Origin of the sequence: Variovorax sp. AB1(2024), from assembly GCF_037482385.2 — a bacterium.
GTDB lineage: Bacteria > Pseudomonadota > Gammaproteobacteria > Burkholderiales > Burkholderiaceae_C > Variovorax.
In genome coordinates this window covers 2440932-2457167 of record NZ_JBBHKP020000001.1, presented here as the reverse complement: position 1 = coordinate 2457167, position 16236 = coordinate 2440932, and the positions used below count along the sequence as shown (strand labels likewise).

Genomic DNA, 16236 nt, shown 5'->3' with positions numbered 1-16236 from the left:
TAAGCGCCGCGTTCAGCGGGTCTCGCCCTTGTATTTGAGCGTCAGGTAGGCCGGGCCGAACAGGGGAATCTCGCGCTCGTAGGCATACGAGACCACCACCTTGTCGCCGACCTTCTTGATGTCCAGGTCCTTGCCGCTGACCGACTTGAAGTCGTCGATGGCTTGCGCGCGGTCGAAGATGGCGCGCACTTCGGGTACGGTCGTGCCTTCCTTGGCCTTGTTGGCGGCCTTGTCGATCGCCTGCCACTCGATCAGCGTCGGAATGACCTGCGCGACGACCACGCCCACGCACGCGAGCACGACCGCGACGAACACCAGCCCGATGAACGAAATGCCGCGCTGTTGCGACGCCCTGCCGGCGACAGACCGATGTGTTCTCATGCCCTCTTACCCCTCGAACGATGCCGATGACGGCTTATTGAAACGGACCGATGCGTCCCAGGTCGCCGAAATTCATCCAGACGAAGAACGCCCGGCCGACGATGTTCTGGTCGGGGACGAAGCCCCAGAAACGCGAATCCGCCGAATTATCGCGGTTGTCGCCCATCATGAAATACTGGCCGGCGGGCACTTTGCAGACCACGCCTTCGACCGAGTAGCGGCAGTTTTCGCGGCCCGGGAAGTCGCTGGCGCCCGGCACGAAGTTGGGTGCCGCGTCGTCGTTGAGGATCTTGTGCTGCTTGCCGCCGAGGTTTTCGGTGAACTGCTTGAGCAGGCGCATCGATTCGCCGTCGAGGTAGTCGGCGTCCGGCGCCTTGGACACCGGCTGGCCGTTGATCATGAGCTTCTTGTTCAGGTAGGACACCTCGTCGCCCGGGATGCCGACCACGCGCTTGATGTAGTCCATGCTGGGCTTGGGCGGGTAGCGGAACACCACCACGTCGCCGCGCGCCAGCGGCGTGCCGTCGGTGATCTTGGTGTTGATCACCGGCAGGCGCAGGCCGTAGGTGAACTTGTTGACCAGGATCAGGTCGCCGGTCAGCAGCGTGGGCATCATCGAGCCCGAAGGAATCTTGAAGGGCTCGTACAGGAACGAGCGCAGCAGGAACACCACCAGGATCACCGGAAAGAGCCCGGCGGTCCAGTCGAGCCACCAGGGCTGCATCAGCAGGCGTTCGCTCGCCTTGGCGTCGGCGGTGTCGACCTGCTTGATGCCCTGCCCGGCCAGCCGCTCGTTGCGCTCGGCCAGCGAGGCTTCGAGCCTGGCGGCGGCCTGCTCGCGTTTCGGCAGGAAATAGAAGCGTTCGGCCAGCCAGTAGAGGCCGGTGACCACCGTCGCCAGGAACAGCAGCAGTGCGAAGTTGCCTTCGATCGCGCCGAAATACCAGGCACCGACATAGCCGGCGAAAACCGCGAGTACCAGGGAGGTGAGGAATGCCATTTTTTGATCAGTCTTCGACTTGCAGAATCGCGAGGAAGGCCTCTTGCGGGACCTCGACGGAGCCGATCTGCTTCATTCTTTTCTTGCCGGCCTTCTGCTTCTCGAGCAGCTTCTTCTTGCGGGAGATGTCGCCGCCGTAGCACTTGGCCAGCACGTTCTTGCGAAGGGCCTTGATTGTCTCACGCGCAATGATGGTGACACCGATGGCCGCCTGGATCGCCACGTCGTACATCTGGCGCGAAATGATCTCGCGCATCTTCGAGACCACCGCCCGGCCGCGGTACTGCGACTGGCTGCGGTGCACGATGATCGACAGCGCGTCGACCTTGTCGCCGTTCAGCAGGATGTCGACCTTCACCACGTCGGACGCGCGGTACTCCTTGAACTCGTAGTCCATGGAGGCGTAGCCGCGGCTCACCGATTTCAGCTTGTCGAAGAAGTCGAGCACGATCTCGCCGAGCGGCATCTCGTAGGTCAGCATGACCTGGCGGCCGTGGTAGGCCATGTTCATCTGCACGCCGCGCTTCTGGTTGGCCAGCGTCATGACGGAGCCGACGTATTCCTGCGGCATGTACAGGTGCACGGTGACGATCGGCTCGCGGATCTCGGCCATGCGGCCGACGTCGGGCATCTTGGACGGGTTCTCGACCATGATCACCTCGCCGTCGTTCTTGACCACCTGGTAGACCACGCTGGGCGCGGTCGTGATCAGGTCCTGGTCGAACTCGCGCTCCAGCCGCTCCTGCACGATTTCCATGTGCAGCAGGCCGAGGAAGCCGCAGCGGAAGCCGAAGCCCAGCGCCTGGCTCACTTCGGGCTCGTAGCGCAGCGACGAATCGTTGAGCTTGAGCTTCTCGAGTGCGTCGCGCAGCGAGTCGTACTCGCTGGCTTCGGTGGGGTACAGGCCCGCGAACACCTGCGGCTGGATTTCCTTGAAGCCGGGCAGCGCCTCGGTTGCCGTGGCCGCCGCACCGCCGGTGCCCGGCCTGATCAGCGTGACCGTGTCGCCGACCTTGGCGGCCTGCAGTTCCTTGATGCCCGCGATGATGTAGCCCACCTCGCCCGCCTCGAGCGAAGGCCGCGGCTCGTTGGCCGGCGTGAACACGCCCACGCTGTCGGCGTTGTACATCGCACCAGACGCCATCATCTTGATGCGCTCGCCCTTCACGAGCCGGCCGTCGACCACGCGCACCAGCATGACGACGCCGACGTACGGGTCGAACCAGCTGTCGACGATCATCGCGCGCAGCGGGCCGTCGGGGTTGCCGCGCGGCGCGGGCATGCGTGCGACGATGGCTTCGAGGATGTCGTCGATGCCGACACCGGTCTTGGCGGAACAAGGAATCGCGTCGGTCGCGTCGATGCCGATCACGTCTTCGATCTCGGTGCGCGCGTTGTCGAGGTCCGCGTTGGGCAGGTCGATCTTGTTGAGCACCGGCACCACTTCGACGCCGAGGTCGAGCGCGGTGTAGCAGTTGGCCACCGTCTGCGCTTCGACACCTTGCGACGCATCGACGACGAGCAGCGCGCCTTCGCATGCGGACAGCGAGCGACTCACTTCATACGAGAAGTCGACGTGGCCCGGCGTGTCGATCAGATTGAGGTTGTAGACCTGTCCGTCGCGTGCCTTGTAGTGCAGCGCCGCGGTCTGTGCCTTGATGGTTATCCCACGCTCTTTCTCGATGTCCATCGAGTCGAGCACCTGCGCTTCCATCTCGCGTTCCGCGAGGCCGCCGCAGCGCTGGATCAAACGGTCTGCGAGCGTCGACTTGCCATGGTCGATGTGCGCAATGATCGAAAAATTTCTGATGTGATTCATCAACGGGAACGCTTAAGTACTTGAATTGGCTCGCGCGCAGAGGGCGACAGGCAAGAAAAAAGGGCGCGTCTTCTGGAGACGCGCCCTGAACCAACAAGCAATGGCAACTGCAGTAGTTGGAACTTCATTGTAGGCAAAAAGGGAAGCACGTACATCCGGGAACAGGCTCCAAAGGGGTCGTTGCAGGTCCACAACATCAAAGATATAAACAGGTTATCAACAGGATCGGTGGAGCAGTTACTGAACAACTTGTGGGCGATCTGTGGAGCACCGGTGGACTGCTGTCTGACATCTCGCATCGTGAAGGCCAGCGCACTCCTTATGCGCTGGCCGGCCGTCGAGGGTGCTCTATTCTACCGAAATTCGTCCTTAGGCCTTTTATAAGTTAGTAGGCACAAACAAAATCGGAGGGTTTCGGCCTCCCAGATTTTTTTTGGGGCACGGCGCCAGAACGTCGTAAACACCTCAAAAAAACGGCCCCAAACCCGACTGCCGGGTGGGGCCACTTGACGCCGGCGTCAGATCAGCGTGCGGGGCGGATCAGGGCGTACTGCGCCCAGTCACCGCGGCGGAACAGCACGCTGAGCGCCTTGCTCTTGTCGGCCTTGCCGATGGCGGACTCGAATTCACGCGCATTCGCGATGTCCGAATTGCCCACGGCCAGGATGATGTCGCCCTCGCGCAGGCCCGCGCGCGCAGCGGCGTCGCTGGCGGCATCGACCTTCACGCCGCCCTTCAGCTTGAGCTCTTTCTTCTGCGCGTCGGTGAGGTCGCTCACGGCAAGGCCGAGCGATTTGGCGGCCGCGGATACCGGTGGCTTGGCCGGCGTTTCGTCTCGGTCGGTCGCGCGCTTGCTGGGCTTGTCGGGTTCGATCTCGGCAATGGTCACGCTGAGGTCGCGCGACGCACCGCGGCGGAACACCGTGAGCGTGCTCTTCGTGCCGGGCTTGGTGTTGCCCACCAGGCGCGGCAGGTCGCTCGGCTTCTCGATGGCCTTGCCGTCGAACTTGGTGATCACGTCGCCCGGCTCCACGCCGGCCTTCTCGCCCGGCGATCCGGCCTCGACGCCGCGCACCAGCGCGCCCTGCGCCTTGCCAAGGCCGATGGCCTCGGCCACGTCCTTCGTCACCTGGTCGATCTGCACGCCGATGCGGCCGCGCGACACGCGGCCCGAGGTGCGCAGCTGGTCGCTCACTCGGATCGCCTCGTCGATCGGGATCGAGAACGAGATGCCCATGAAGCCGCCCGAGCGCGAGTAGATCTGGCTGTTGATGCCGACCACCTCGCCGCGCATGTTGATCAGCGGGCCGCCCGAGTTGCCGGGGTTGATGGCCACGTCGGTCTGGATGAACGGCAGGTATTCGCCGGTGTCGCGCTGCTTCGCGCTCACGATGCCGGCGGTGACGGTGTTCTCGAGGCCGAACGGCGAGCCGATGGCCATGACCCATTCGCCGACGCGCAGCCTGGAGATGTCGCCCACCTTCACGGCCGGCAGGCCCGTGGCTTCGATCTTGACGACCGCGACGTCGGTGCGCTTGTCGGCGCCCACGATCTTGGCCTTGAACTCGCGCTTGTCGGGCAGCGTGACCAGCACCTCGGAAGCGTCTTCCACCACGTGCGCATTGGTCATCACGTAGCCGTCGGCCGTCAGGATGAAGCCGGAGCCCACGCCGCGGGGGCGCTCCTCTTCCTGCGGTTGCTGCGGCCGGTTCTGGCGCGGGCCCGAACGGGGCGCGCCCGGCAGCGGCTGGCCGAAGAAGCGGCGGAAGAACTCCTGCATCTCCTCGTCCATCTCGCCGTTGCCGGCGCGCGGCGTCACCTTCTCGATGGTGCGGATGTTGACGACGGAGGGGCCGACCTGGTCGACCAGGTCGGTGAAATCGGGCAGCGTGCGCGTCTGCGCGTGCACGGGCTCGACAGGCAGGAAGCTGGCGCCCGCCGTGAGCGCAAGCGCGAAAGCCAAAACACCGGAACGAAGCTTGTGTCCCTCGACTTTGAAGATCATCGGTTTTCTTTCAAAAGAGCAGAGCGGCTAAAAAACAAGTGCTATGAGTCTGCGGCACAGGCTTGGTTCAGCGCAACCGGCGTTGCGCGGCAAATGCGTCGAATCAGCGCGTGCGCGCGAGGCTCTGGGCGAACGCGTTGAGTGTCTGCTGCGGCACTTCGCCGACCGCGGTCAGCCACCAGTCGCTGGCGGGTTCCGGCAGGCGCCGGCGGATCGCATTGGTGGCGCCGATGGTCAGCACGCCGTCGCGCGGCGCGCGCGCGGCATCGTAGCGCTCGATGAAGAGCGACACCGAGGCGAGTCCGTCGGAGAAAGTCCACTGGACCGTGGTCGCGTCCTGTTGTTTCTGCTTGCCGCCGCTGTTGTTGTTGCTGCTGCTCTCGCCGCTCGGGGGACGGCGGAAGAAGCTGCGGGGCTTGAACCCGGCCACCGGGGTGCTGAGGGTCCAGCCCTCGTCCTGTGCGCTGGAGCGCTCGAGCTCGAGCTTCTCGATGCGGTAGCCGGAAGTGTTGGCCATCATCTGTGCCAGCGCCTGCGGCTTCACCGGTGCGTCGAGCTGCAGTTCGGAGAACGCCGACTGCTCCACCACGCGCGATTCGCTGTCGATGGTCTGCAGCTTCACCACGAGGCCGGATCGGCGCTCGCTCCAGACGCGGTAGCCGAAGCGCAGCGCGTCGTGCGGCACCAGCTGCACCACGTCGGCGTCGAAGCCCGCCACGCGGTCCTTGCCGATTGCACGCACGTCGTAGAAATCGCTGATCGACGAATCGGGCTTGTCCGGCAGGTTCGGAAAGAGATCGAGGTTCTCCCGCTTCTCGACCTTGACGACCTTCGCTTCCGGCAGGAAGGTCATGACGTTGCGGTTGCGCCGGAAGGTCGAACGCGGCGGTCCCGACAGGGCCTCGATGCGCTCGATCTGGTGCTCGCCATCGCGTACGTGCCAGATGCGCGCGCTCGACAGGTCGCCGCCCGGCGCCGACACCACGAAAGTGCCCACGTAATTGCGCTGCCGGGCTCCCGTGTGCATGCGCTGCAGCCACTCGGTGACGCTCATTGCCGGCGGCTCGTCCGTCTGCGCCGCGGCCGCGCTCTTGGGATTCACCGCGGCGCCTGAACGAGGCTGCGCGATGGAAACCTGCGCCAGGCAGAAAGCTGCAAACACGAGCACGCAGGCGCGCGCGGAAATCGGCATCTGAACGATCATTAGGGGCGGGCTGCTAAGGGCGCGCTGTCAGCGCGTGGGTCCCTCGAAAGTGGCATTGCGCAGGAAGCCCGAAGGCATTTGCGAAGCGCCGCCGGCCTGCTGGTGCGCTTCGAGCAGTTGGTCGAGCCGCGGATCGCGCAGCATGACCTGCGGCGCGCCGTTGCCGACGATGACGCGCGTGGGCGTCAGCGTGCCGCCGGCGGGCTGCTGCGGGCCGTTCAGTGCCGCAGCGGCCAGCACCGAATTGACGGCCGGCTGTTGTTGCTGCTGGATCGAAGCGAGTTGCGCGCCAGGCTGGGGAATGGCAGCGCCGTTGCCGACCAGCGTCCAGCCGATGGCGGCCACCGCCATCAGCGAGGCGGCACCGGCCACCAGCTTCCAGCGGAACACCGGCTCGTTGGCCGCCTCCGCCCTGCGCTGCAGGGGAAGCGCCACAGGTGCGGCGACTGGCGCCGCCGCGGGAGCGAGCACCACGGGCTCCGCGGCCAGGCGTTGCTGGAAGCGCGCCAGGAAGGCCGAGCTGTCGCTGCACGGCGAATGGGAGCCCGAACGCAGCACGTCGCCCACCACGTGGTAGGCCTGCCAGGTCGCGCGCGATTCGCTGTCGGCGCAGATGGCCTCGATCGCCTGCGCGAACGACTCGCCCTGCAAATGACCATCCGCAAGTGCGGACACCTGTTCCCGAACCGTCATCGTCTGATTCATTTCATTCACCTGCTTACTTACCAACGTTTGCCGGACTGGTTGTCCAGCAGCGGCTTGACCCTGGCCGAAATGGCCTCGCGCGCCCGGAAAATTCGCGAACGCACCGTGCCGATAGGGCAATCCATGACCTCGGCGATCTCTTCGTAACTCATGCCCTCGATTTCGCGCAGCGTGACCGCCTGGCGCAACTCGGCGGGGAGTGCTTCCATGGCAGCTTCGACGGCACTGGCGATTTCATTCGCCGCCAGGACCGATTCGGGGGTTTCGTCGGTGGTTGGTTCGTTTCCGGGACGGTAAGTTTCATCTTCGTCCTCAGAAGAAGACCTCAGGGCGGCTTCGGAAACGGTCGGGTCGCGCTTCATGTCCACCAGCGCCTTCTTGGCGGTGTTGACGGCGATCCGGTAGAGCCAGGTGTAGAACTGGGCTTCTCCGCGGAACTGATGCAGCGCGCGGTAGGCCCGAATGAAGGTTTCCTGCGCGATGTCCTCGATCAGGTCGACATCGCGCACCATGCGTCCGATCAGGCGCTCGATGCGGCGCTGGTACTTGATGACCAGCAGCTCGAACGCCTTCTGGTCGCCCGCGACCGTGCGCTGGACCAGCTGGAAGTCGACCTCGCCCGGACGCGGCGCTTCCGCGGGCGCGTCGGTCAGCCCGGAATCCGGCGGCACTGGCGGCGGAGAAGTGGTCATCGAGAAAGGTTCAGGGAGCGTCGGCAGGAGCCGTCGCACGCCAGGAGTCGCCCGCTGGCTCCGCGGATGGGGGGCGCGAATATACCGCACGGCGTATGTCGCGCCAGCGCTCCGGCATGGCCCGCTGCTCGATCCAGACCCAGTGGCGGGCGCGGCCCGGCTCGGTGAGCCGCAGCAGCATCAGCGACTGGAAATCGAGCGCCGCCAGCACACGCGCGTTGCGCACGCCGCGCGCCGCATCGGCACTCGACAAGGACCACTGAAGGCCATCGAAATGCAGCACGCCGGCGCCGTCGCGCCGCAGGCCGAAACCCGCCGCGACGCCCGCGAAAACGACACTGAGCACCAGCAGCAACTGGCGCCATCCGGCGCTATCGAACAGATAGCAGGACGCGCCCGCGCAGCAGGCACCCAATGCCCACAGGACGACGAGGATCCGGGTTGCGCCGCGTGAGCGCCCCACCGGGTAGTTCACCGACGGTGCGCTGTGCATGACCGAGCAATGCTCAAGCGCGCTTGAACACCAGCGTGCCGTTGGTGCCCCCGAAGCCGAAGTTGTTCTTGACCGCGACGTCGATCTTCAGATCGCGCGCCTCGTTGGCGCAGTAGTCGAGATCGCACTCCGGATCCTGGTTGAAGATGTTGATGGTCGGCGGGCTCTTCTGCTCGTGCAGCGCCAGGACCGTGAACACCGATTCGATGCCGCCCGCGCCGCCCAGCAAGTGGCCGGTCATGGACTTGGTCGAATTGACGACGAGCTTCTTCGCGTGATCGCCGAAGGCCAGCTTGACCGCATTGGTCTCGTTGACGTCGCCGATCTGCGTCGAGGTGCCGTGTGCATTGAGGTATTGCACCTGGTCCGCATTGACGCCCGCATTCGACAGCGCCATGGCCATCGAACGGCGCGGGCCGTCGACGTCGGGTGCCGTCATGTGATACGCGTCACCGGTCAGGCCGAAGCCCGCGACTTCCGCGTAGATCTTGGCGCCGCGCGCCTTGGCGTGTTCGTACTCCTCGAGCACCAGCACGCCGGCGCCCTCGCCCAGCACGAAGCCGTCGCGGTCCTTGTCCCACGGACGGGAGGCCGTGGCGGGATCGTCGTTGCGGGTGCTCAGCGCGCGAGGCGCGGTGAAGCCGCCGATACCGAGCGGGGAGATGGTCGACTCGGCGCCGCCGGCGATCATCACGTCGGCATCGCCGTACTCGATCATGCGGGCCGAGGTGCCGATGGCGTGCAGGCCGGTGGTGCAGGCGGTCACGACGGCGATGTTCGGGCCCTTGAAGCCGTACTTGATCGACACGTGGCCGGAGATCATGTTGATGATCGACGCAGGCACGAAGAACGGCGAAACGCGGCGCGGGCCGCGGTTCATCAGTTCACCGTGCGTTTCCTCGATCATCGGCAGGCCGCCGATGCCGGAGCCGATGTTGCAGCCGATGCGCACGGCCTCTTCATAGGAAAGCGCGTCGCCGGTCGGCAGTCCGCTGTCCTGCACCGCCTGGATGGCGGCGGCCAGACCCAGATGAATGAAGCGGTCCATGTGACGCGCTTCCTTCTCCGAGATGTATTGGGTGATGTCGAAACCCTTGACTTCACCGGCGAACTTGCAAGCGAAGGCGCTTGCATCGAACGCGGTGATGTTCGCAATGCCCGACTTCCCGGCCAACAGGTTGGCCCAGGATTCGGTTGCGGTGTTTCCGACAGGAGCGATGCAACCGAGCCCGGTCACGACGACGCGGCGTTTGGTCATGCCGGCAAACCTTTCTGGAAGCGCTGAACAGTTGCCTGCCGGCGCGTGCGGTTCAAGTAAAAGCCGCCGGCCGCAGTTGCAATCTTGTCAGCTGGCCGATCAGGCCTTTTGATTCTTGGTGGCGTAGTCGACGGCGTTTTGCACCGTGGTGATCTTCTCGGCGTCTTCGTCGGGAATTTCGATGCCGAATTCGTCTTCGAGTGCCATCACGAGTTCGACCGTGTCGAGAGAGTCGGCGCCGAGGTCGGCCACGAAAGCCTTTTCATTCGTCACTTGGGACTCTTCCACGCCGAGTTGCTCGGCGATGATTTTCTTGACACGTGCTTCGATATCGCTCATTTGGTTCCCTCTGAGGGTTGTAGGTAATCGGTGGATTTTAGCCGGGCGCATTGTGGCATTTGCCGCGCACCCGGTACGGGAAAAGGTTGCGCCTTGCGGCTACATGTGCATGCCGCCGTTGACGTGCAGCTCCTGCCCCGTGACGTAGGACGCCTGGGGCGATGCGAGGTAAGCCACCGCGTGCGCGATGTCGGCCGGCTTGCCCAGGTGGCCCAGCGGGATCTGCTGGAGCAGCGCCTGTTGCTGGGCTTCGGGCAGGCTGGCCGTCATGTCGGTTTCGATGAAACCGGGTGCGACGCAGTTGACAGTGATGTTGCGGCTGCCGAGCTCGCGGGCCAGCGCGCGGGTCATGCCCGCGACACCGGCCTTGGCGGCCGCGTAGTTGGCCTGGCCGGCATTGCCGGAGGCGCCGACCACGCTGGTGATGCTGATGATGCGGCCGTAGCGCTGCTTCATCATCGGGCGGATCACGGCGCGCGAGAGCGAGAAGACAGCCTTGAGATTGGTGTCGAGCACCGCGTCCCAGTCGCTGTCCTTCATGCGCATGGCGAGCGTGTCGCGCGTGATGCCGGCGTTGTTGACCAGCACGTGGATCGCGCCGTAGGCCTTGACGATCTCGTCGACCAGGGCCTCGACCGCTGCGCCGTCGTTCACGTCGAGCGCACGGCCGCGGCCGTCATACGCGCTCAGGGCCGAAGTGATCTTGGCCGCGCCCTCGTCGGTGGTGCCGGTGCCCACGACCTTCAGGCCGCGCTGCGCCAGCTCAAGCGCGATGGCTGCGCCGATGCCGCGCGTTGCGCCGGTGACCAGGGCGACTTGCCCTTCGAATTTGGGAATGCTCATAAGAAAAAGTATCGGAGCCTTGCGCCGGTCAGCCGGCGAGCGATTGTCGGGTGTCCGCGAGCGTGGCCGGGTCGTACACCGACGCGGCTTCCAGATCGGGGGCGATGCGCTTCACCATGCCGGCCAGCACCTTGCCGGGACCGCACTCGATGATGGCGGCTACACCGCGCAGTTTCAAGGCCTGCACGCTCTCTACCCAGCGAACCGGACCGGCGGCCTGGCGCACCAGGGCGTCGCGGATGCGGTCGGCATCGGTTTCGACGGCGACGTCGATGTTGTTCAGCACCGGGATCTGCGGCGCAGCCAGCGTGACGGAGGCCAGTTTCTCGCGCAGCGCCTCGGCGGCAGGCTTCATCAGGCTCGAATGGAACGGTGCCGACACCGGCAACAGCAATGCACGCTTGGCGCCGTTGGCCTTAAGCAGTTCGCAGGCCTTGTCGACGGCAGCCTTGCTGCCGGCGATCACTGTCTGCATGGGGTCGTTGAAATTCACCGCCTCGACGATTTCGGCGCTGCCCGCGCCGAAACTCGCGGTGGCTTCCGCGCAGCCGGCGACCACCTTGCCGGACTCCATGCCCAGAACAGCAGCCATCGCGCCGACGCCCACCGGCACAGCCTGTTGCATCGCTTGCGCGCGGAAGCGCACCAGCGGCGCGGCTTGCGCCAGCGTCAACACGCCGGAAGCGACCAGCGCCGAGTATTCGCCGAGCGAATGGCCGGCCACCACGGCCGGCGTCGCGCCGCCCTCAGCCAGCCAGGCGCGCCAGGCCGCGACACCCGCGACCAGCATCACGGGCTGGGTATTGGTCGTGAGGGCCAGTTCTTCCTTGGGGCCGTTCTTGATCAGCGCGCCAACGTCTTCGCCCAGCGCCTCGGAAGCTTCGCGCAGGGTTTCGACCACGGCCGGATGATCGCCCCAGCCGTCGAGCATGCCGACAGCCTGCGAGCCCTGACCGGGGAAAACAAAAGCAAAGGATTTCATTGTTTATGCGTTGTCTCGCATTGCAGCCGCCCTCTTGGGGACGGCGCAACACACTACAGGTTCAATAGCACCGCGCCCCAGGTGAAGCCGCCGCCCACGCCTTCGAGCATGAGTGTTTCGCCCTTCTTCACCTTGCCGGAACGCACGGCTTCGTCGAGAGCCAGCGGGATCGACGCGGCAGACGTGTTGCCGTGCTCGTTCACCGTGACGATGAGCTTTTCGCGTGGAAGCTTCAGCTTCCTGGCCGTGCCTTCCATGATGCGGATGTTGGCCTGGTGCGGAATCAGCCAGTCGATGTCGGCGTCGGTCTTGCCGGCCTTCGCCAGCGTGGCGCGCGCCGCCTCTTCGAGCACGCGAACCGCGAGCTTGAAGACGGCCTGGCCGTCCATGTGCAGCAAGGGCGTGCCCAGCACGTTGCCGCCGGACACATGCCCGGGCACGCAAAGGATGCCCACGTGCTTGCCGTCCGCGTGAAGGTCGCTGGCCAGGATGCCCGGCTCCTCGCTCGCCTCGAGCACCACCGCGCCCGCGCCGTCGCCGAACAGCACGCAGGTGGTGCGATCGTTGAAGTCGAGGATGCGGGAGAACACTTCGGCGCCCACCACCAGCGCGCAACGCGCGGTGCCGGTGCGGATCATCGCGTCGGCGACGGTCAGCGCGTAGACGAAGCCGCTGCAGACCGCCTGGACGTCGAACGCCGGGCAGCCGGCAATGCCGAGCTTGTGCTGGAGGATGGCGGCCGACGACGGAAACACCATGTCGGGCGTCGAGGTCGCGACGATGATCAGGTCGACATCGCTGGCCTTGCGTCCGGCAGCTTCGAGAGCGTGCCGGGCGGCCTCGTAGCCGAGATCGCTGCTCGTGACTTCCGGCGCCGCGAAGTGGCGCGCGTGGATGCCGGTGCGCTCGACGATCCACTGATCGGAGGTTTCGATGCCGCGTGTCGCCAATTCCTTGGCGAGATCGTCATTGGTCACGCGGCGTGGAGGCAGGTAGCTGCCGGTGCCGGTAATGCGTGAATAAGGGGTCGTCATCAAACGTGAAGGGCCGTCGCGTCGACCGGCGCCGCCGGCTCCTGCCGCGCGAGCAAAGGCGCGGCGTGGGCGATGCGGGCCCGCACGCGATCGAGCAGGTTGTTGCGAGCGGCATCATAAGCGCGATCGAGCGCATGTCCGAAAGCCACTTCGTCAGCCGAGCCATGGCTCTTGAAAACCAGGCCACGCAGGCCGAGCAAGGCCGCTCCGTTGTAGCGACGATGATCCAAACGGCTTTTGAAAGCTTTTAGAACCGGATAAGCAACAATTGCAGCGAGTTTGGTGAAGACGCTCCGCGAGAACTCCACGCGAATGAACTCGCCGATCATCGAAGCCACGCCTTCGCTGGCTTTCAACGCCACATTTCCGACAAAACCGTCACAAACGACGATGTCGGTCGTGCCCTTGAAAATATCGTTGCCTTCCACGTTGCCGTAGAAGTTGAGATCTTTGGAGTTGGCAGCCGTACGCAGCAGTTGACTGGCTTTTTTGATTGTTTCGCTGCCCTTGATGGCTTCTTCGCCGATATTGAGCAGGCCGACCGAAGGCGCCTCGTTACCGGTCAGCGCCGACACCAGCGCCGAGCCGAGCACGGCGAACTGAAGGAGGTCCTCGGCGTCGCAGTCGACGTTCGCACCCAGGTCGAGCACGGTCGTTGCGCCGCCCTTGGCGTTCGGCAGTTGCGGCGCAATCGCAGGGCGGTCGATGCCGTCGAGGGTCTTGAGCAGATAGCGCGCAATGGCCATCAATGCACCGGTGTTGCCAGCCGACACGGCAGCCTGGGCAGCACCGTCCTTGACCTGCTGGATCGCGACGCGCATCGAAGAATCTTTCTTCTTGCGCAGGGCAATTTCGATCGGGTCGTCCATGCCCACAACTTCGCTGGCTGCGACGATGCGGGCACGCGGATGCGCGGCAAAGCCCGCGAGCGCGGCCGGCGCGCCGACCAGCAGCAGTGAGGCCTCGCTGTGCCGCTCAAGAAACGCGCGGCAGGCCGCGAGCGTGACACGCGGCCCATGGTCACCCCCCATGCAATCCACGGCGAGCGTGATTGCGGCGGGCGCAGCAGTGAATTCGGGAGAAGAAGGCGTAGCCATCAAAACAAAGGCCCGACGCTACGGCAGAAGTAGCTTCGGGCCTTGGCCTTGGGATGCGAGATCAGGCTTCGGACTTGTTCTTGAGCACCTGGCGGCCACGGTAGAAACCGTTGGGGCTGATGTGGTGGCGCAGGTGCGTTTCGCCGGTGGTCGGCTCCACGGCGATGCCGGGCACGACCAGCGCATTGTGGGAACGGTGCATGCCGCGCTTGGAAGGCGACTTCTTGTTTTGCTGGACGGCCATGATGGCTCCTGGACTGTTAGGTGAGTGATGGGATGCGGGCTCAAGCGGTGGCAATGAGAAAGGATGGCTGGCATCCCTGGATCTGCATTGCTGCTCACGGCGGCGCGCGCGAAGCCCATGATTATAGCCCAGCCTGAGGAAAAGAGCTACCTGCCCTCTTCCGACCCGTCTTCCGGCTTGCGCGAGCGCAACGCTCCGAGCACCGCGAACGGGTTCGGCTTGGCTTCTTCGGCAGCCTTGAAGTCGTCGTCGCTGGATGAAAGCTGGACGGGCGTGGGGCAGACGTCATGCACGGGCGTGACGGGAATGTCCATGAGCAGTTCGTCTTCGATCAGGGCATGGAGGTCGAAATCGCGGCTCACGACGAGCAGGTCTTCCTCCGATTCCTCGTCTTCCGCTTCGGCCGTGGCCTCGTCGGCCACGAAACGGAACCAGCGATCGACCGTCAATGGCGTCTCGACCGGCGACAGGCAGCGCTGGCAAACCAGCGGGACCGTGGCCTCGGCATCCAGGTGCAGCCAGGGAACGGCCTTGCCGTCGGCGCCGGGGCGCTCTTCCCCGGTGGCTTTCCAATCGACCACCGCATCGGGCGCGGGAACCGCCAGCTCGGCGGTCAGGCGCAGGTAGTTGGGAACCGGGTCGGCGGCTTCCAGGGTGGCGGCGGCCGCGGCAAAGGCGGGCACGTTGAGCCGTTCGGGGGCAAATTCTCTCTTCATCTTCGCCAGTCTAGCGCGCCAGAAGTTTCACCGGCATGGTGCATGCCTGGGGATGCCATGCGACTCACGCACAATCGTCCCCATGCAACGCCCTGTGATTCTTGCCTCGACCTCGCGCTACCGCCGCGAGCTGCTTACCCGCCTGCGACTGCCTTTCGAAGTGCAGTCCCCTGAAGTCGACGAAACGCCGTTGCCCGGCGAAACGCCGCATGCCCTGGCCATGCGCCTGGCGCTCGAAAAAGCCGACGCCGTCGCTGCCCGCTTTCCCGAAGCCGTGGTCATCGGCTCCGACCAGGTGGCCGACCTCGGCGGCGAAGCGCTCGGCAAGCCCGGCGACCACCAGCGCGCCACGGCGCAACTGCGCCGCATGCGCGGCCAGACGCTGATCTTCCAGACCGCGGTGGCGGTGGTGTGCCGCGCCACCGGCTTCGTCCAGCGCGACATCGCCCCCGTGCGCGTGGTGTTCCGAGACCTCAGCGACGCCGCCATCGAGCAATACCTGCTGGCCGAACAACCCTACGACTGCGCCGGCAGCGCCAAGAGCGAAGGCCTGGGCATCGCGCTGCTGGATGCCATAGACAGCGACGACCCGACCGCGCTGGTCGGCCTGCCGCTGATCCGCACCTGCCGCATGCTGCGCGCCGCGGGGGTCGAACTTCTGTGACGCACGGCAAGCTCTACCTCGTTCCCGCGCCGCTCGATTTCGGCTGCGACACCCAGGCGCCACTGCAGGACGCCCTTCCCCTGGGCACGCTGCAGGCCGCCGCCGGCATCACCCACTGGATCTGCGAGAACGCGAAGTCCGCGCGCGCCTACCTGAAGCGCATCGACGCCGTCACGCCGCTGGCCGCGCCGCTGCAGGCGCAGAACATCCAGGAACTGCCGCGCGAGGTGCACAAGAAAGGCGACCACGCCGGGCAGTTCGACGCCCGCCCCCTGCTCGCCGCCGCACTGGAAGGCCACGATATCGGCCTGCTCAGCGAAGCCGGCATGCCGGCGGTGGCCGACCCCGGTTCCTCGGTGGCGCGCGCCGCGCACGACCTGGGTCTCAGCGTCGTTCCGCTGACCGGCCCGGTCTCGCTGCTGCTCGCACTGGCGGCGAGCGGGCTCAATGGCCAGAACTTCGCCTTCGTCGGCTACCTGCCGCAGGACGCCGGCGAGCGCCAGACGCGCATCCGCGAACTCGAGGCGCTGGCGCTCAAGTCGGGCCAGACGCAGCTCTTCATTGAAACGCCCTATCGCAATGCCGCCCTGCTGCAGGCGCTGATACAGACGCTCCAGCACAACACCCGCCTCGCGGTGGCGCGCGGCCTCACGCTGGCAACGGCCCAAGTGCGCAGCGAAACAGTGAAATCCTGGCGCGCCAAGCCGCAGCCCACCACAGACGAACGCCTGCCCGCTGTGTTCGCGATCGGGCGCTGACC

The 16236-nt window shown here is 65.5% G+C and carries 18 protein-coding genes; 2 read left to right on the top strand and 16 right to left on the bottom strand.

Going from position 1 to position 16236, the window contains the following annotated elements; all coding sequences use genetic code 11:
• Positions 1 to 12: 12 nt before the first annotated feature.
• The 16 genes from WIX39_RS11435 to WIX39_RS11360 all read right to left on the bottom strand — a co-directional run bounded on the left by WIX39_RS11435 (position 13) and on the right by WIX39_RS11360 (position 14812).
• The gene (locus WIX39_RS11435) at positions 13 to 381 is read right to left on the bottom strand and encodes a DUF4845 domain-containing protein (RefSeq protein ID WP_081271194.1); all 369 of its coding nucleotides are present in this window, start codon (positions 379 to 381) and stop codon (positions 13 to 15) included.
• A gap of 34 nt (positions 382 to 415) precedes the next feature.
• On the bottom strand, positions 416 to 1381 hold the full coding sequence (gene lepB / locus WIX39_RS11430; RefSeq protein ID WP_106935301.1) for a signal peptidase I: 966 nt from the start codon (positions 1379 to 1381) through the stop codon (positions 416 to 418).
• Between the two features lie 7 nt (positions 1382 to 1388).
• A complete protein-coding gene (lepA, locus tag WIX39_RS11425) occupies positions 1389 to 3200 on the bottom strand; it encodes a translation elongation factor 4 (RefSeq protein WP_106935302.1) in 1812 nt (603 codons plus the stop codon).
• Positions 3201 to 3723: 523 nt separating this feature from the next.
• On the bottom strand, positions 3724 to 5205 hold the full coding sequence (locus tag WIX39_RS11420; RefSeq protein ID WP_106935303.1) for a DegQ family serine endoprotease: 1482 nt from the start codon (positions 5203 to 5205) through the stop codon (positions 3724 to 3726).
• Positions 5206 to 5308: 103 nt separating this feature from the next.
• Positions 5309 to 6409: a MucB/RseB C-terminal domain-containing protein gene (locus WIX39_RS11415; protein ID WP_409195054.1), complete on the bottom strand. Its 1101-nt coding sequence runs from the start codon at positions 6407 to 6409 to the stop codon at positions 5309 to 5311.
• A gap of 27 nt (positions 6410 to 6436) precedes the next feature.
• The gene (locus WIX39_RS11410; protein ID WP_081271199.1) at positions 6437 to 7114 is read right to left on the bottom strand and encodes a sigma-E factor negative regulatory protein; all 678 of its coding nucleotides are present in this window, start codon (positions 7112 to 7114) and stop codon (positions 6437 to 6439) included.
• A 17-nt stretch (positions 7115 to 7131) separates the two neighbouring features.
• A complete protein-coding gene (gene rpoE, locus WIX39_RS11405) occupies positions 7132 to 7806 on the bottom strand; it encodes an RNA polymerase sigma factor RpoE (protein WP_081271200.1) in 675 nt (224 codons plus the stop codon).
• Positions 7807 to 7816: 10 nt separating this feature from the next.
• The gene (locus WIX39_RS11400; protein ID WP_409195053.1) at positions 7817 to 8299 is read right to left on the bottom strand and encodes a hypothetical protein; all 483 of its coding nucleotides are present in this window, start codon (positions 8297 to 8299) and stop codon (positions 7817 to 7819) included.
• A gap of 13 nt (positions 8300 to 8312) precedes the next feature.
• Entirely contained in the window at positions 8313 to 9557 is a 1245-nt protein-coding gene (fabF, locus tag WIX39_RS11395) for a beta-ketoacyl-ACP synthase II (RefSeq protein WP_081271202.1), read from the bottom strand.
• A gap of 99 nt (positions 9558 to 9656) precedes the next feature.
• Entirely contained in the window at positions 9657 to 9896 is a 240-nt protein-coding gene (gene acpP, locus WIX39_RS11390) for an acyl carrier protein (protein WP_007830471.1), read from the bottom strand.
• A gap of 99 nt (positions 9897 to 9995) precedes the next feature.
• Positions 9996 to 10739, bottom strand: a complete 744-nt coding sequence (fabG, locus tag WIX39_RS11385; protein ID WP_106935307.1) for a 3-oxoacyl-ACP reductase FabG — start codon at positions 10737 to 10739, stop codon at positions 9996 to 9998.
• Positions 10740 to 10767: 28 nt separating this feature from the next.
• Positions 10768 to 11721 carry an ACP S-malonyltransferase gene (gene fabD, locus WIX39_RS11380; RefSeq protein ID WP_106935308.1) on the bottom strand — a complete coding sequence of 318 codons (954 nt, stop codon included), beginning with the start codon at positions 11719 to 11721 and terminating at the stop codon, positions 10768 to 10770.
• A 53-nt stretch (positions 11722 to 11774) separates the two neighbouring features.
• Positions 11775 to 12755: a beta-ketoacyl-ACP synthase III gene (locus tag WIX39_RS11375; protein WP_106935309.1), complete on the bottom strand. Its 981-nt coding sequence runs from the start codon at positions 12753 to 12755 to the stop codon at positions 11775 to 11777.
• Complete coding sequence (gene plsX / locus WIX39_RS11370) at positions 12755 to 13852, bottom strand: phosphate acyltransferase PlsX (protein WP_081271206.1); 1098 nt, start codon at positions 13850 to 13852, stop codon at positions 12755 to 12757. The genes WIX39_RS11375 and plsX overlap by 1 nt, the downstream gene beginning before the upstream one ends.
• Positions 13853 to 13913: 61 nt before the next feature.
• A complete protein-coding gene (gene rpmF, locus WIX39_RS11365; protein WP_007830466.1) occupies positions 13914 to 14096 on the bottom strand; it encodes a 50S ribosomal protein L32 in 183 nt (60 codons plus the stop codon).
• 146 nt (positions 14097 to 14242) lie between these two features.
• Positions 14243 to 14812 (bottom strand): YceD family protein, encoded by a 570-nt coding sequence (locus tag WIX39_RS11360; protein WP_106935310.1) that lies wholly within the window; start codon positions 14810 to 14812, stop codon positions 14243 to 14245.
• Between the two features lie 82 nt (positions 14813 to 14894).
• Here WIX39_RS11360 and WIX39_RS11355 point away from each other — a divergent pair, with 82 nt between their 5' ends.
• Both WIX39_RS11355 and WIX39_RS11350 read left to right on the top strand, forming a co-directional pair.
• Positions 14895 to 15476 carry a Maf family nucleotide pyrophosphatase gene (locus WIX39_RS11355; protein WP_106935311.1) on the top strand — a complete coding sequence of 194 codons (582 nt, stop codon included), beginning with the start codon at positions 14895 to 14897 and terminating at the stop codon, positions 15474 to 15476.
• Positions 15473 to 16234, top strand: a complete 762-nt coding sequence (locus WIX39_RS11350; RefSeq protein ID WP_081271209.1) for an SAM-dependent methyltransferase — start codon at positions 15473 to 15475, stop codon at positions 16232 to 16234. The genes WIX39_RS11355 and WIX39_RS11350 overlap by 4 nt, the downstream gene beginning before the upstream one ends.
• The last annotated feature ends 2 nt before the right edge of the window (positions 16235 to 16236 follow it).

What these genes read in the sequence shown, in the direction of transcription:
- lepB (WP_106935301.1), bottom strand. Translation starts at nt 1,381, where the DNA reads ATGGCATTCCTCACCTCCCTGGTACTCGCGGTTTTCGCCGGCTATGTC.
- fabG (WP_106935307.1), bottom strand. Translation starts at nt 10,739, where the DNA reads ATGAGCATTCCCAAATTCGAAGGGCAAGTCGCCCTGGTCACCGGCGCA.
- acpP (WP_007830471.1), bottom strand. Translation starts at nt 9,896, where the DNA reads ATGAGCGATATCGAAGCACGTGTCAAGAAAATCATCGCCGAGCAACTC.
- rpmF (WP_007830466.1), bottom strand. Translation starts at nt 14,096, where the DNA reads ATGGCCGTCCAGCAAAACAAGAAGTCGCCTTCCAAGCGCGGCATGCAC.
- WIX39_RS11415 (WP_409195054.1), bottom strand. Translation starts at nt 6,409, where the DNA reads ATGATCGTTCAGATGCCGATTTCCGCGCGCGCCTGCGTGCTCGTGTTT.
- WIX39_RS11435 (WP_081271194.1), bottom strand. Translation starts at nt 381, where the DNA reads ATGAGAACACATCGGTCTGTCGCCGGCAGGGCGTCGCAACAGCGCGGC.
- lepA (WP_106935302.1), bottom strand. Translation starts at nt 3,200, where the DNA reads ATGAATCACATCAGAAATTTTTCGATCATTGCGCACATCGACCATGGC.
- WIX39_RS11420 (WP_106935303.1), bottom strand. Translation starts at nt 5,205, where the DNA reads ATGATCTTCAAAGTCGAGGGACACAAGCTTCGTTCCGGTGTTTTGGCT.
- fabF (WP_081271202.1), bottom strand. Translation starts at nt 9,557, where the DNA reads ATGACCAAACGCCGCGTCGTCGTGACCGGGCTCGGTTGCATCGCTCCT.
- fabD (WP_106935308.1), bottom strand. Translation starts at nt 11,721, where the DNA reads ATGAAATCCTTTGCTTTTGTTTTCCCCGGTCAGGGCTCGCAGGCTGTC.
- WIX39_RS11400 (WP_409195053.1), bottom strand. Translation starts at nt 8,299, where the DNA reads ATGCACAGCGCACCGTCGGTGAACTACCCGGTGGGGCGCTCACGCGGC.
- rpoE (WP_081271200.1), bottom strand. Translation starts at nt 7,806, where the DNA reads ATGACCACTTCTCCGCCGCCAGTGCCGCCGGATTCCGGGCTGACCGAC.
- WIX39_RS11410 (WP_081271199.1), bottom strand. Translation starts at nt 7,114, where the DNA reads ATGAATCAGACGATGACGGTTCGGGAACAGGTGTCCGCACTTGCGGAT.
- WIX39_RS11355 (WP_106935311.1), top strand. Translation starts at nt 14,895, where the DNA reads ATGCAACGCCCTGTGATTCTTGCCTCGACCTCGCGCTACCGCCGCGAG.
- plsX (WP_081271206.1), bottom strand. Translation starts at nt 13,852, where the DNA reads ATGGCTACGCCTTCTTCTCCCGAATTCACTGCTGCGCCCGCCGCAATC.
- WIX39_RS11375 (WP_106935309.1), bottom strand. Translation starts at nt 12,755, where the DNA reads ATGACGACCCCTTATTCACGCATTACCGGCACCGGCAGCTACCTGCCT.
- WIX39_RS11360 (WP_106935310.1), bottom strand. Translation starts at nt 14,812, where the DNA reads ATGAAGAGAGAATTTGCCCCCGAACGGCTCAACGTGCCCGCCTTTGCC.